The following is a 14,078-nucleotide window of genomic DNA, read 5'->3' as shown; positions in this document are numbered from 1 at the left end:
GTCACACTGGCGGCGACGCCACCAACACCGAGCCCGGATCAGCCATTACCGCCGCCGCGGCCACCGACCCCCGTAACTGCGGCTGCAGTACTAGGTCGTTTGACGGAGCAACAACGGCAACGGGTCCTGTACGTCAGTTGACGGATCTGCACGGACGGGTGTGCGCGCCATGCTGTCACGGGCCGTCGGCCACCGCCGGCCGGCCATCCCGAAGACCATGGAAACAGGTGGAGATGAAAAGCTTCTTGATACGAGGTCGTGCCGGCAAGGCCGCGGGCTCCGCGCGCACCCGCCGCCGGATCGCCACGCTCGTCGGCGGGAGCGCCCTGGTGCTCGCCCTTCCCGGACCGGCAGCCCAGGCGGACTCGCTGCCGAACCTGCCCCAGCGGGCGGGTGGTTACGAGGCGTCGTTCTCGCCCGCCTACGACTACGACACCGACGGCTGCTACGCGGTCTCCGCCATAGCCCCGGACGGCACCCTCAACCCGGGCCTCAAGCTGGGCGGCGACGTCAACGGGAACTGCCGCGACAAGTCGGACCTGGACCGCTCGCAGACCTACGCACGTTCCAAGTGCAACAACGGCTGGTGCGCCATCGTGTACGCCAGCTACTTCGAGAAGGACCAGACGCAGAACGGCGGTGCCGGAGGCCACCGACACGACTGGGAGCACGTCATCTCCTGGGTCAAGCAGTCGTCCGACCAGGTGGAGTTCCTGACCGTCACCCAGCACGGAGGTCAGCACACCTACCCCCGCTCGGACGTGCGGTTCGACGGCAGCCACCCCAAGGTCGTCTATCACAAGGAAGGCAGCGCGGGCAGCCACCTCTTCCGCCTGGCCAACGGCAACGACGAGCCGCCGGAGAACCACTACCACAACTGGCGCCAGCCCCCCATCGTCGACTGGAACGGCTGGCCCAGCACCTGGCTGCGTGACCGCCTCAACAACGCCGACTTCGGATCGGCGACCATCAAGACGACCGACAAGGACGACCGCTTCCGCAGCCTCCTCAACGCCTCGAAGCCAGGAGGCATCCCCTTCAACCCCTGGGCCTGACATCACCGACGCCCACCGGGCCCGGTGCCCCCTTGCCTTCCGCGTTGTTGGGTCGGCCTGCAAGCGTGACCGGCCATCTGTGAGCTGCGAGGCGGCTCACACCTGACGCAGCGGAATCGTGACGGCCCGTGGGGGCTGGTCGCAGGCGAAGGCCGCCCCCACGTCCGTCGACTCCCTGATGCTCGACCCCGTGCAGAGCGTTGTTCAAATCGGCAGTGCTTCCCCAAGGGCACCGACCCTCGCAACACTGGAGTACTTCTGCAACCTGGCCAACCGACAGGACGGCGCCCCGGTGCAGCGCACCGCCGCCGAGGACATCGCCCTCGTGCCGTACTTCTCACTCGGCGGCTTCGCCCCCGGCTCCGAGACGCTGGCGAAGGACGCCGCCCCCGACTGGAGACCTCGCCCCAGCATGGAAAAGCGCTTTGTCCGTTCCCCTGACGGCTGTCGTTACGCCTACGCCCGGTTCGGCAGCGAGGAGGGCAATCCGCCCCTGCTGCTCCTTTCGCATTTCCGGGCCAGCATCGACATGTGGGATCCGGCCCTGCTCCAGAGGCTGGCGGCAGACCGTACGTTGATCGTCGTTGACAACCGCGGTATCGGTCTGTCGGACGGGACGACCCCCAGAACGGTCGAGGCCATGGCGGGGGGAATCGCTGAATTCATGGCATCACTGGGACTGGGTGGCGTCGATGTACTCGGGTTCTCACTGGGCGGTTATGTGGCGCAGGCATTGGCGCGCATCCGACCGAACCTGGTACGCCGCCTGATACTCGCCGGCACCGCGCCACGCGGATTCGGCGAGGACAACGCCGCAGGAGGCCGGGTACGGTCGATCATCTCCAAAGAACTGATCAGCCCCAAAGACATCATCCACCTGTTCTTCCCCCCGACCGCAGTTGGCCGGGCACACGGCATCGAGTACATCCGCCGGCTGTCCCGACGCCAGGTGAGCCCCGCCGGCGACGTCACCGAAACCTCCTGGCGGGCCCAGATGGTAGCCGCGGAGGTCTGGGGCGCACGTGATCCGCTGGCCGCCGCAGAACTTACGGCAATCACGCAGCCGACCTTCGTCGCACACGGCGAACTCGACATCATGGTCGCTGCGGAAAAGAGCAGCATCTTGGCGTCACATGTGCCCGATTCAGTACTGAAGATCTACCCCGGAACCGGGCACGGGTTTCTGTTTCAAACGTTCGAAGAATTCGGTACCGACGTGGTGCGCTTTCTGGCGGACGAGTCGTACCAGCACGCCGTGCTTCCCGATTGGGAGATGAAGTGAAGTCGACTGAGCGAAGCGCCGGACAGACGTCCCCATGCCCGTTCGCGCTGGACATCAACGGTTCGGATCAGCACGCGGAGAACGCCCGCCTACGGGCGGCCGGGAGAGCCGTGCCGGTCCAACTCCCCGGCGGTGTGCGGGCGTGGGCGATTCCGCATCACGAAGACCTGCGCCGGGTGCTGACGGATCCCAGGGTCGCCAAGGGGATCACGCACTGGGGCGCAGCGGCCCGTGGCGAAGTGCCGGACGGGTGGCCGTTGATCGGCTTCGTCGCGACCGACAGCGTCATCAACTCGCACGGCGCGGATCACCGGCGGTTGCGCGGACTGGTCGACCAGGCACTGGTACCGGCGCGGGTGGAGGCCATGCGCCCGGGCGTTGAACACCTCGTCGACGAGCTCCTCGACCAGCTCGCCACACGGCCGGAAGACCGGCCGGTGGACTTCCGCAAGGCTTTCGCCTACCCCATCCCCACCACCGTTGTCTCCGACCTGCTGGGAATCCCGCAGCGCAAGCGGCGTCTGCTGCACGTGCTCACCGGTATGCAGACCCGTACGAACAACACCCCCGACCAGGTCCTGGAGATCGACGGGCGGATCGAAGCGCTGCTGCGGGAGATCGTCGCGGAACGTCGCAACGCCCCCAGGGACGACCTCATCAGCGCCCTGCTCACGGCACGCCAAGACGGAGACGACCGGCTCACCGACGGAGAACTGCACGGCATGATCCTGCTGATGTTCTTCGCCGGCCACCAGAGCGTCATCAACGTACTCGTCAACGCCTGCCACGCGCTGCTCACCCACCCCGGACAACTCGCGTCCGTCCGCGCCGGGGAGGTCCCGTGGAGCGCGGTGGTCGAGGAGACGATGCGCTGGAACGGCGCTGTGAACCAGTTCCCGATGCGCTATCCGACCGAGGACATCGTCATCGGCGGCGAGACGATCCACCGAGGAGAAGCCATCCTCGCGTCCTTCGGTTCGGCGGGCCGGGACCCGGAGCACCACGGGCCGGACGCGGACCTCTTCGACGTCCGCCGACGGCAGGCCGGCCACCTCGGCTTCGGGCACGGCCCGCACTTCTGTGTCGGGATCCACCTGGCCCGTCTCCAGCTGGAGACGGCGCTGGCCGGATTCTTCACCCGGTTCCCCGACGTGCGGCTGGCGCCGTCCGACACGTGGACCGTGCGGCCCGTGCCCTCGTTCGTCAGCAACAGCATCGAGGAGCTGCCCGTTCTACTCGGCCCTGCTGCAGGACCCGGGCCGCGCTGACGCGGCACGCGCGTTTACGGAGCCGAGTCACACCACGCACCGCGCGGCAAGGTGCTCGCCGACGGCCTGCGCAGACCAACAGAGAGGACGCCCCCCGGTGACCACGCCCACCATTGCTCTGCTGGCACCCACCACCGCCATCTCCCCTGGCGAACGACTCACCGTCCCCACCTTCGGAGATGTCGCCGTGGACCGGCCGGCACACGCCGACTGGCAGCGCTACCTGCACGAGTTCGACCCGTCAGCCGAACTCGCGGCGGTGTGGATCGGCGCGGACGCCGAGCCGCTGCCCGCCGTCCGGGCGCTGCGGTCGCACACGAGGTTCAACCGGACCCGGGTGTACGTCGTCGGGCCCGATACGGCAGGCCCGGTTCCCGGCTGGGCGGAAGCGCTGGATGTCGAGGACGTGGTGCGGCCCGCCGCGGTGGCGCCCGAGGGGTTCACCGCCTCGGTCGAGCTGGCCCTGCGGGCGCACCGCGCGCTGATGGCGGACGACCTCTACACCGACTACTACCTCGACATGACGTTCAACAAGATCTTCGACTGGTTCGAGACGACGCGCTGGGACTGGACCGAGGTGGACCTGGACCGCATCGAGCACGGCATGCTCGACGAACGGACCGTGGACTTCCTCACCGAGGCGGCCGTCATCGAGTTCGGCACCCTGCCCGGAGCCCACAACTTCCTGCGGGAATGGCAGGGCGAGGCCAGTTTCTCCTCCTGGGCACTGCAATGGGGTGCGGAGGAGTCCCGGCACTCACTGGTTCAGGCCCGCTACCTGGACCGGATCGGGATCAAGCTCCGTTCGAAGCACGCGCTCTACAAACGAGAGCCGTACCCCCAGGGAGACGTGCGCTCCGCCACGCTCATGATGAACGTGATCTCGGAGTCACGCGCGTCCGCCCTCTACAAGGCGCTCGCGGCCCATATATCGGAGCCGGTGATCCGCAAGATCTGGCGGCTCCTGGCCCGCGACGAGGCCCGGCACTGCCGTGCGTTCTCCGTCTTCATGCGGGAACTGTGCGACAGCGATCCGGCCCATCAGACCGCAGCGCTGCGCATGGCCTACATCTGGCTCGCGGACCGTGGCAACGGTGTCAAGCATCCGGCGGGCATGTTCTATCCGCACTCCACATCCACGGCCGGCATCCGGCGGATCGAGACCATCCAGCACGACTCGGTGGACGCCGCGGACGCCAAGGTGATGTCGATCGTCCGGCTCCTGGCCAACGACGACTCGCTGGAGACCCCGCGAGACATCAAAGCCAAGCTGCGCGACCTGGCCCGCCGTCCCGTCGCTCGCTGACCATCAGTCCAGGAGTCCGCCTCCCGCCGCGCCCCCGACGCGTCGGCCTCACAGAACAGGACAACACCACGCCATGTCACAGACGCGCGTCACCGACATCGAACAGACCGTCCGCCGATTCGTCGCCGAGCTACTGCGCATCGGGATCGAGGAGGTGGACGTGGACACCGATCTGCGCTCCCTGCCGCGCTTCGACTCGCTCCACGCGCTGCAGGTCGTGCTGGAGATCGAGCAGCACTACGACATCGAGGTGGAGGACCGCATCGTCTTCGAGACGAGCACCGTGCGGGAGTTCGCGGCCGCGATCGCCAAGGTGATCGCGGACGCCGGCACCGGGCCGCTGTCGTGACCCTGTTCCCGGCGCTCGGCCGCGTCGCCGCACAAGGGTCCGGGCGGGGCATGCACGTGCTGCGCGGGGGCAAGGACGGCGACGCCCTGTCCTACAGCGACCTCTTCGTCGAGGCCGGGCGGGTGGCCGCGGGGCTGCTGTCGCGCGGGGTGCAACCCGGCGAACGGGTCGCCCTCGTCCTGCCGACGTCGGTGGACTTCGCGCGCGCCTTCTTCGGCGTGCTGGCGGCAGGCGCGGTCGCGGTGCCGCTGCCCGGCCCCGCGCCCTTCGGGTCGTCCGACGCCTACCTCCGGCGCACCGCGGCAGCCCTGCACCGTTCCCGGGTACGAACCTTGCTGACGGCTCCGGTCATGCTCCCGTTGCTCGGTCCGGGACTGTCCGACGGCGCACGCCCGGTCGATGTTCTCCTGGTGCCGGAGGTGGCTGAACCGGGCATGGCCCACGTCGCGCGGGCGGCGTCGGACCCGGCCGTCGTCCAGTACACGTCGGGGACCAGCTGCGAGCCGCGGGGCGTCGTGCTCAGCCACGGCAACGTGACGGCCGGGGTGGCGGCCATCGCCCATGGCACACGGCTCACCGGGACCGACGTCGGCTGCACCTGGCTGCCCCTCTTCCACGACATGGGCCTGATCGGTTCCTTCCTGACACCGCTGCTGCACGACGTCGAAATCCATCTGCTGACACCCGAGGACTACCTGCGCAGTCCGAGGGACTGGATCCGAGCCATGGGACGGCTGGGGGCGACCTTCACCATGGCTCCGGACTCCGGCTACCGCTACGTCCTGCGGCGCGACGCGGCGCCGCCGGCCGGTCTCGACCTGTCCCGCTGGAGGATCGCCGTGAACGGCGCCGAGCCGGTCGACCGGCGGCTGCAGGACGCCTTCGTCGAGCGTTTCGCGCCCGCCGGACTGGCGGAGAACGTCTTCCTGCCGGCCTACGGACTGGCGGAGGCGACCCTGGCGGTCGCCTTCCCTCCGCTTGGCCGACCGGCCAAGGTGCTATGTGCCGACCGGGACGAACTGAACCGGGGCCAGTACGTACCGGCGCCCTCCGGCGCCGGGCGGTGCCGCGAACTGGTCAGCGTGGGAACGCCCGTGCGGCGTACCGAGGTCCGGCTCACCACCGCGAGCGGCGAACCGGCCGCGCCCGGCACGGTCGGTGCCGTCGAGGTCCGGGGAGCGTCCGTCACGAGCACCGGGTACGACCACCACCCTGAAGAGAGCCGTCGCGTCGTCCTGCCGGGCGGCTGGGTGGCGACCGGTGACCTGGGCCTGTGGCACGACGGCGAGCTGTACATCGTGGGCCGCACAAAAGAGATGATCATCGTCTTCGGCGCGAACCACTGGGCGAGCGACATCGAGGCGGTCGTGCGGGACACCCCCGGTCTCCCCGTCCACGGCGTCCTGGCCGAGCAGATCTGGAGTGACGAAGGGGGCCGGCTCGGGCTCGTCGTCGAGACGACGCAGCGCGACGAGGCGAGCCGTCGTGCCACGGCGCAACGCATCCGCGCACGCGTCGTGGCCGAGCTGGGCGTCACACCCGACATGATCGAGTTCGTGCGGCGGGGCGGGATCGCCCGCACCTCCAGCGGCAAGGCGCTGCGCCGCCCGCCACCCTCGGACACGCGCGTGTCCCGCTCCGGTGCATGACGCACCCGGAACACCGGAACACACCGCGCGTCCGCGACAGGGCACTACGTGCCGCAGACACCGCGGAGCTCCCCGGCCACCTGCCGTAAGGAGACTCCCCGCATGACCGGCCCTGGAGGTCTTTCATGGCGCACAGCGCCTACCTGCTCGGTCACTCCGACAGCGAGCACCACAGGCTGACCCTGCAGAACGAGGCGATCTCACCGTTCACCGAACGCACCCTGCGATCGGCCGGAGTGCGTCCGGGAATGAGCGTCCTGGACATCGGCGCCGGGCTGGGTTACGTCTCCATGCTGGCCGCCGGAGTGGTCGGGCCCGGCGGACACGTCGTGGGAATCGAACGTGACCCCGGAAGCGTCCACAAGGCGCGGATGCTGGCACGGGAGGCGGGTCTCGCCGCCTCGGTGCGGTACGAGGTCGCGGACCTGGCCGACTTCACCTGGCCGGAGAAGTTCGACGTCCTGGTCGGCAGATACATCCTGATGTACCTGCCCGATCCCACGTCCGTGCTGCGCCGTCTGACGTCCCTGCTGAAACCTGACGGGATCGTCGTCATGCATGAGATGGACTTCACCAACACGTCGCCGTCCCGTCCGCCGCTGCCGGAGTGGGACGAGTACTACGCGCTGTGGCCCAAACCCTTCCTGGCGACCGGTGCCGCCCCCGACTTCGGCCCTCGTCTCACCCGGACGTTCCTCGACGCCGGCCTCGGGCAGCCGGAAGTGGCCACCTGGACGCCGGTCGCGGGCCGCTCGGGGGATCCCGCGGTTCTCGACTGGCTCAGCACCACCTGCCGCGAGATCGCGACGCCGCTGCGGAACGCCGGAGTCACGGTGCCGGACCACCTGCGCTTCAACGACGCCCTGCCACAGCGCCTGCGGGACCTCGTCCTGTCCCGAGGAGTGCAGGTCGACGGGCCGACGCAGTTCGGTGCCCACGCCCGGCTGACATCTCAGGCGTCCAACGCGTCAAACCGCGACGGCAGCAGACGCTGAGAGGAAAGGGAACGCGCCGCGCGCGAAGTGACGGACATCCGGGAGCCGATCCATCCTCCGAGGCTGGACAGACCGAACAGCAGGCCACCCTCCGGGAGGCGGAAAAGTCCGCTCGCCCGAGTCGTCGGCGCCCGGCGGGTCGTGTCCCACGGCCATCAGCGGCAGAGGAGACAGATGTCCCGCGGCGTTCTCGACCGATCGCGGCGGACGACCCGCCGGCCATCGACGGGAGACGATGGGACCACGGCAGGCTCCACCACCACGCCCCGACGTGCGGGAAGCGTGGAGGAACTCCCGGAACTGACCGAAGGCGCCGGAGCGGCCGCCCCTTCCGAACAGGAGTCACTGACCATGTCCGGCACTTTCGATCTCTACAGGACCGGCCCCCTGCCGTCCTTCCTGGCAGTGCCATCAGCGGAGGCCGTCACACGGGTGCGGATGCCCACGGGGGATCACATGTGGCTGGTCACCGACTACGCCGTGGGGCGCGCCGCGCTGGCCGACCCACGTCTCAGCAGAGCCGCGGCCACCCATCCCGATGCTCCGAAATGGGGATCCGTCGACCTCTCACCCAACTCGATCATGAGTCTGGACGGCGCGGACCACGCCCGGCTGCGCCGGGTCGCCGGAGCGGCGTTCACCAGCGCTCGTGTCACCGCACAGGCAGCGGTGATCGAGGAAGCCGCTGACGCACTGCTGGATCAGCTACAGGCTGCGGGGCCAGGCGCCGACCTGGTCAGCGGCTATGCCTCGCCCCTTCCCATGGTCGCGTTGAGCTCACTGCTCGGCATGCCGGTGGCGGACCGGCCCGTTTTCGACGCCGCCGTCACCGGCCTGTTCGACATGACGCCTCGGGGAGTCCGCAGAAGAGGCCGCCACGTCCTGACTCTCATCGAGTACATGTCCTCACTGATCGGAAGAAAGAGAGATGTGCCCGGGCAGGATCTCCTGAGCGCGCTGGTGCAGGTTGAGCAGTCGGGTGAGATTTCCCGCACCGAGTTGATCAATCTCGGACTGGTACTTCTCATGGCTGGTTACGAGACCACCGCCCATCAACTGAGCCTTGCCATACTCGAACTACTCACCGGTAACACGCCCGGCGGGAAACTCGTGGAAACGCTGGTCGAAGAATTGCTCCGCAAGACGCCGTCCACACCTGTCACTTTTCCCCGAGTGGCCATCGAGGACCTCGTGCTGGGCGGGACGACGGTGCGCCAAGGAGATGCCGTCATCGTCTCGTTGCTGCACTGCAACCATGACGCCGAAGTGTGCCCATCGGGTGTGAAGAGCAACGCCCGCCGACCTGCACACCTCACATTCGGACACGGCGCCCACCGGTGCATGGGCGCGCCGCTGGTTCTTCTGCAGATGAAGATCGCCCTGACCCGCTTGTGGCAGCGCTTCCCCGGCCTGCGACTCGCACCAGGAGACGGGGCCCTGGTATGGCGGGAGGGCCTCGCGACGCGCGGTGTGTCAAGGCTGGTCGTCGAGTGGTAACCGAACCGCTCGGTGTCCATATCGGCTGTGGCCGGTGGTGACGGACCGGCTCTGCCGTGCACGGCATCCTGGACGTCCTCGTACGCGCCTGTCTCGTGAGGCATTCGTCATCCACCCGCGCCCTTCGGGGGAGTGCCCGTTCGACCCTGCCGACGGCTTCCGCCGCCGTCCGTGGCTTTATCGGTGAGTCCTGGCTCTGGTCCACTGGACGCCCTGTTCAGCGCCGCCCAAGCTCTGTGTCGTGCATCGGGTCGAAGCACGTCGACAGTCGGCCCGGCTCAGTGCACGCCGTGCGGGCGGAACTGGACGCTGATGCGCGGTTCCGTGATCCGGGTGGTCTTGGGTATGCAGTGCTGCCAGGTGCGCTGGCAGGAGCCGCCCATGACGATGAGGTCGCCGTGGCCCTGGGGCCGCCGGATGCTCGCGCCGCCGCCGTGTGCCGGCCGCAGCAGCAGGTCGCGGGGGGTGCCCACGGAGAGGATGGCGACCATCGTGTCCTCGTGGGCGCCCCGCCCGATCCGGTCGCCGTGCCAGGCCACGCTGTCGCGGCCGTCGCGGTAGAGGCACAGTCCGGCCGTGGTGAAGGGTTCGCCCAGTTCGTCGGCGTAGTGCCGGGAGAGCGCGTCGCGGGCCTCGGTGAGCACGGGGTGCGGCAACGGGTCCTCGGCCCCGTAGAAGGCGAGCAGGCGTGGTACGGCCACGACGCTGTCGTACAACCTCAAGGGTGTTTGTCGGCGAGCGTAACAGAAACGCCCGTGACCTGGTGTTTCATCGGGTTCGGAGACGGTGGGGCGCGTAGTCGGCCTTGGCGGTGCATGGCGGTCGGAAGCGGGTTCTGGCGGTACTGATGCTGACCTGGCGCTGACTTTCGTGACGGACCGTCAGGTGGCTACGCCAACGCGCGCGGTCACCTCCTGGCCACCACGAGCGGCGGGAACGAGGCCGCGGTACAGATGCGGGACGCCGCCGACTCCGCACACCCACGGCGCATCGGTGAACCGATCACCGCTGATTCCGCCGTAATTGAAGCGGCCCAACTCAGCCCGGTCGGTCACACCCTCACCCTGGGGCCTGGTCATCACCCAAGAGCGGGCCTACAGCAAAGGCGGGGGAGCGGTGGCCTATGTGCCGCAGCATGTGCACGACACAATACGCGGGGATGTTCCTGGGGCACTGGGCCGTGCCTACCGACGAGAAGTCCATATGGATGCACGAGCGAGAGTGGAGGATTCCCCCTCAACGATTGACGCCCAGCACCCGGTCCGGGTCCTCATCTCCCCCAGCGCCGACAGGGTGGCTCAGGTAAGGGCTCCTCTTTGCCACGTGTGTGTCCTCGTCGTCGTCAGGACGAGGCCGGCGCCGTCGGGGAGCCGGGCGGCGGTGGCAATGCCGGCCAGCGCGGGTCGAAGGCCGACTGCGTCAGGTCGGAACCGGTGAACTCTGGTCGTCCAGAACCTCGTCATCGCCGGTGTCTTCATCGCCGGCCTGGTGCTCTGGGACCTGGCCGACGACCTGCCACTGCCCCTCGGCGTCGCGGGCCACGAGGGCTCCACTGTTATTGTCGGCCTCAACGGACTGCGGCTGCTGCGCGAGGCGGCCTGGAAAGGGGCCGCCGAGTGAGCCGCCGTAAGGCACCCGCAGCGCAGGCGGCGCCCCGGTGCACGGTCACCGTGTGCCGAGGCTGCTGCTGCGGCACCCCCAAGATCCCCGGCGTCGACCACATGGCCCAACTTGCCACCCTGAAAGCCGACCTGGGCCAGATGGCCCAAGTCCGTGCGGTCAACTGCCTCGACGCCTGTGAACAGGCCAACGTCATCGTCGTACAGCCCTCCCCGGCCGGACGGGCCGCAGGCGGCCGGCCTGTATGGCTCGGACTGGTCAACGACCCCGACGCGACGGCCGACATCGTCGAGTGGGTGCGGGCCGGCGGTCCGGGGATCGCCGAGCCGCCGGACATCCTCGACCTCTACGAGTTCTCGCCGTCCCGGCGCATACGGCGGGCCGTCGAAGACTGATGACCGGCTGGACCGTCAGGTGATCAGAATCCAGTCACTCGCCAGGGGCGCACGCGTTTCCCCGTCTGCATCCAGCCGAGGCCGCCGCGCTGGTGACCCAGGCTTGGAAGGGTAATCGTGACGCGGTCAGCTCTTGCCGCAGCACGGTGCCCCTTGGCGTTCCGGCGTCGAGTGATCCACTAGTCCCGCAGGCGGCGCCAGCCGTCTGGACTCGGCAGCAGGGCCGCGGGCAGTGGCCGCCTCAGGTGGGCGTCCGGGAGGGGGCAGGGCGGAGCAGATCAGACGCTGCGCCCGCTCTCACGTGGTCGGGGCGGTCCTCTCGCTCTGTCCCAACTGCTCCAGAGCCCGCTGCAGAAGCGGCGCTTCCTCTTGAGATGGACTGAGCACGCGGAGGCAGGACTCCGGCTTGAGTGCAAGAGGCGCCGCTCCCGTACGACTGTCTGAGTGGGTGGCCCGGTGCCGGGCTTGACTCGACATTCCGGGTGCTGGCGCGTTATCAGTAGCGGCTGCCGCCACGCCGTTATAGCGTTGTGATTCAGCAGTCGTGGTTCCGAAGTTCCGTTCGCCCGTGATCGCGGTCACGGGCGTTCTTGCTGTTCAGCGCCTCTCCGGACCAGGGCGATCACCTCCCGGTCGCGCAGCGTGCGTGCCCGGTTTCCCTCGAAGGAGACAGTCATGGCCAAGGGCACTGTGAAGTGGTTCAACAGCGAGAAGGGCTTCGGCTTCATCGAACAGGAGGGTGGCGGCCCCGACGTCTTCGCCCACTACTCCAACATCGCCAGCCAGGGTTACCGCGAGCTGCAGGAGGGCCAGAAGGTCGAGTTCGACGTCACCCAGGGCCAGAAGGGCCCGCAGGCGGAGAACATCCGCCCCGCCTGACGCCCGGTTCGGTCAGGCCCGGCATCCCGGCTTCGGGACGCCCCGCCTGACCGCCTGCCGGTGTGGTCAGCGGGCGGAAGCCGATTGGTGTCGAGCTTGCAAACCGTGTGAAGGCCTCCGGACAAGTCAGGTGAGCGGGGTACTCAAAGGCCGGTTGGGCTTGGCCACTCCGTATGGCCTCCCACGTTGTCACCCCACCTGGTGCCACGATCACCGCTGCCGTCGTTCGTCGCACCGCCAGGCGGGGGCGCGATGCTGCTGGCCGCCGACCGGACCAACCCAGAGCTCCGCCAACCGGGATCTCCCGCCCATCCCGGCCGATCAGGTGGACCACCGCCCGCGGTGACGCCGGCCCCTGCCCCGCCTCAGTACAGTGCTGCAAGCACGCGATGCGATGACCTTCGCTACAGGTGATCTCGTGACCGGGGCGTCGCACACTTCCAAGCAGGCGGCCGTGCGCCGGGACGGCGGCGCCCTTCAAAGACGCCGCCGTCTGTGTCCCGGTCGGCGAGGACTTCAGCTGACGCTGAAGGTGCCCTTCATGCCCTTGTCGGCGTGGTTGCGGATGCCGCACTTGCAGGTGTAGGTGCCCGGCCGTTGCAGAGTGATGACAGTTTCTTCGGTCGTGCCGGGCTTGACCGAGGCACCTCACCGACCTCCTTGCCGTCGGGACCGAAAATCTCCAGCTCGTGCTCGGTCGTGCCCTCGTTCTCCAGCTTGAACTCGATCTTCTCGCCTGCCTTCGCGGTGAACTTGTCGAGCCCTTCGAGGTGGTATTCCTCGACCTCGACCTCGCGGTCGTAGGATCCCTCGGACTCCTCGTCCGCCTTTGCGCCTTCGACGGTGATCTTCTGGCGGATGCCGTCGCCGGTGTGACCGGGCCTGCAGGCGATCTCGTACGTGCCGCCGCCCAGCTTGGCTTCCATCTGGCGGGAGGCGCCGGGGCCGATGTTCTCGACTTCGGTGACGACGTGGCTGTATGCGCCCTCGTGCTCGCCGTAGACGCAGACCCCGGTGGCCTTGTTGCCTTTGTTGGTGATGGCGAACGTGGTCTCGTCGGCCTTCAGTTCGGTCTTGGCGACCTTGCAGGCGGTGTCGGTGGCGGTGATGGCGATGTGGGTGTCCCGGCCCGGGGCCCCGCCACACGTCGATGTCCGATGCGCGGCACGCCGTGTTCGGCACACCACTCGCGTACGGTGCGGGCGGCCTCCGCGGCTCTCTCACGTCCACCGTGAACGGCCAACCCGAGCCGGCTCTTCCGCAGTGCCTCCTTCGGCCTGCTGGGACGAGGAACTGCCGACGAAGTGGTAGGGCGGGCGGACCGTTGACGCACAGCTCGAGATGCGGGTGCCGTTAGCGCTATCCGGGGATCGCCCTACTGAATGCCCAATTCAGCAGCTTTTTCCTCCTGCCCGCCGGAAGGTCCTTCAAGATCGAAACGATGGGAAAAGTGCTCCTGGTCCAGCGTCGCACTGGTCTGCTCTCCGACACGCGCACCTAGCCGCTCACCCAAAATTGTGCGGTCCTACGGAATCGGAGGCAGCAACCGAGTTCGAACGATGGGCTCGTGGCGGGCAGCCGGACTCGGGGGCCCCGCCCCGCTTTTGTAGCGGGTAGCCAGGGTTCGGCACTGCGTGAGCAGCGGCACATACGCCACCGCACCCCGATGCGCGCCCGGTGACCGGCCAATCTCCTCCCGGGGAGGAAAACAGGAATCGGCCTGCCACCGCCGGTGCCCCGGGAAGCAGAGCAGGACAGTCACTGGTCAAGGTCCGCCGCAACC

General features: G+C 68.5%; 11 protein-coding genes and 2 pseudogenes. 11 read left to right on the top strand and 2 right to left on the bottom strand.

Annotated features, from left to right (window positions below; translation table 11 throughout):
• Nucleotides 1-233 precede the first annotated feature (233 nt).
• The 8 genes from ACFYZQ_RS39435 (at nt 234) to ACFYZQ_RS39400 (ending at nt 9,401) form a co-directional block, all read left to right on the top strand.
• Nucleotides 234-1,055, top strand: coding sequence for an NPP1 family protein (locus ACFYZQ_RS39435; protein WP_389159008.1), 822 nt, complete (start codon nt 234-236; stop codon nt 1,053-1,055).
• Nucleotides 1,056-1,245: 190 nt separating this feature from the next.
• Nucleotides 1,246-2,337, top strand: a complete 1,092-nt coding sequence (locus tag ACFYZQ_RS39430) for an alpha/beta fold hydrolase (RefSeq protein WP_389159006.1) — start codon at nt 1,246-1,248, stop codon at nt 2,335-2,337.
• A complete protein-coding gene (locus tag ACFYZQ_RS39425; protein ID WP_389159004.1) occupies nt 2,334-3,605 on the top strand; it encodes a cytochrome P450 in 1,272 nt (423 codons plus the stop codon). Before ACFYZQ_RS39430 ends, ACFYZQ_RS39425 begins: the two co-directional genes overlap by 4 nt.
• A gap of 97 nt (nt 3,606-3,702) precedes the next feature.
• Nucleotides 3,703-4,911: a ferritin-like domain-containing protein gene (locus tag ACFYZQ_RS39420; RefSeq protein ID WP_389159002.1), complete on the top strand. Its 1,209-nt coding sequence runs from the start codon at nt 3,703-3,705 to the stop codon at nt 4,909-4,911.
• A 73-nt stretch (nt 4,912-4,984) separates the two neighbouring features.
• Complete coding sequence (locus ACFYZQ_RS39415) at nt 4,985-5,260, top strand: acyl carrier protein (RefSeq protein ID WP_389159000.1); 276 nt, start codon at nt 4,985-4,987, stop codon at nt 5,258-5,260.
• On the top strand, nt 5,257-6,909 hold the full coding sequence (locus ACFYZQ_RS39410; RefSeq protein WP_389158998.1) for an AMP-binding protein: 1,653 nt from the start codon (nt 5,257-5,259) through the stop codon (nt 6,907-6,909). The genes ACFYZQ_RS39415 and ACFYZQ_RS39410 overlap by 4 nt, the downstream gene beginning before the upstream one ends.
• Nucleotides 6,910-7,034: 125 nt before the next feature.
• Nucleotides 7,035-7,904 (top strand): SAM-dependent methyltransferase, encoded by an 870-nt coding sequence (locus tag ACFYZQ_RS39405; protein ID WP_389158996.1) that lies wholly within the window; start codon nt 7,035-7,037, stop codon nt 7,902-7,904.
• Between the two features lie 351 nt (nt 7,905-8,255).
• Nucleotides 8,256-9,401, top strand: a complete 1,146-nt coding sequence (locus ACFYZQ_RS39400; protein WP_389158994.1) for a cytochrome P450 — start codon at nt 8,256-8,258, stop codon at nt 9,399-9,401.
• 278 nt (nt 9,402-9,679) lie between these two features.
• On the opposite strand, the pseudogene ACFYZQ_RS39395 reads toward ACFYZQ_RS39400, so the two are convergent.
• Nucleotides 9,680-10,120: pseudogene (locus tag ACFYZQ_RS39395) on the bottom strand (alpha-ketoglutarate-dependent dioxygenase AlkB); the annotation flags it as partial.
• Between the two features lie 721 nt (nt 10,121-10,841).
• Between ACFYZQ_RS39395 and ACFYZQ_RS39390 the strand changes: the two are divergent.
• The 3 genes and pseudogenes from ACFYZQ_RS39390 to ACFYZQ_RS39380 form a co-directional block, all read left to right on the top strand.
• Nucleotides 10,842-11,021, top strand: a pseudogene (locus ACFYZQ_RS39390) (hypothetical protein); the annotation flags it as partial.
• Entirely contained in the window at nt 11,018-11,416 is a 399-nt protein-coding gene (locus ACFYZQ_RS39385) for a (2Fe-2S) ferredoxin domain-containing protein (RefSeq protein WP_389158992.1), read from the top strand. The pseudogene ACFYZQ_RS39390 and the gene ACFYZQ_RS39385, both read left to right, overlap by 4 nt.
• A gap of 675 nt (nt 11,417-12,091) precedes the next feature.
• Nucleotides 12,092-12,295, top strand: a complete 204-nt coding sequence (locus ACFYZQ_RS39380) for a cold-shock protein (RefSeq protein WP_014670069.1) — start codon at nt 12,092-12,094, stop codon at nt 12,293-12,295.
• 539 nt (nt 12,296-12,834) lie between these two features.
• Here ACFYZQ_RS39380 and ACFYZQ_RS39375 read toward each other — a convergent pair.
• Nucleotides 12,835-13,482, bottom strand: a complete 648-nt coding sequence (locus ACFYZQ_RS39375) for a cupredoxin domain-containing protein (RefSeq protein ID WP_389158990.1) — start codon at nt 13,480-13,482, stop codon at nt 12,835-12,837.
• Between the last annotated feature and the right edge of the window lie 596 nt (nt 13,483-14,078).

Origin of the sequence: Streptomyces sp. NPDC001843, assembly GCF_042891955.1 — a bacterium.
Lineage (GTDB): Bacteria > Actinomycetota > Actinomycetes > Streptomycetales > Streptomycetaceae > Streptomyces.
The sequence above is the reverse complement of the archived record's forward strand: the minus strand, read 5'-3'. Positions and strand labels throughout refer to the sequence as shown.

What these genes read in the sequence shown, in the direction of transcription:
- ACFYZQ_RS39435 (WP_389159008.1), top strand. Translation starts at nt 234, where the DNA reads ATGAAAAGCTTCTTGATACGAGGTCGTGCCGGCAAGGCCGCGGGCTCC.
- ACFYZQ_RS39415 (WP_389159000.1), top strand. Translation starts at nt 4,985, where the DNA reads ATGTCACAGACGCGCGTCACCGACATCGAACAGACCGTCCGCCGATTC.
- ACFYZQ_RS39405 (WP_389158996.1), top strand. Translation starts at nt 7,035, where the DNA reads ATGGCGCACAGCGCCTACCTGCTCGGTCACTCCGACAGCGAGCACCAC.
- ACFYZQ_RS39400 (WP_389158994.1), top strand. Translation starts at nt 8,256, where the DNA reads ATGTCCGGCACTTTCGATCTCTACAGGACCGGCCCCCTGCCGTCCTTC.
- ACFYZQ_RS39380 (WP_014670069.1), top strand. Translation starts at nt 12,092, where the DNA reads ATGGCCAAGGGCACTGTGAAGTGGTTCAACAGCGAGAAGGGCTTCGGC.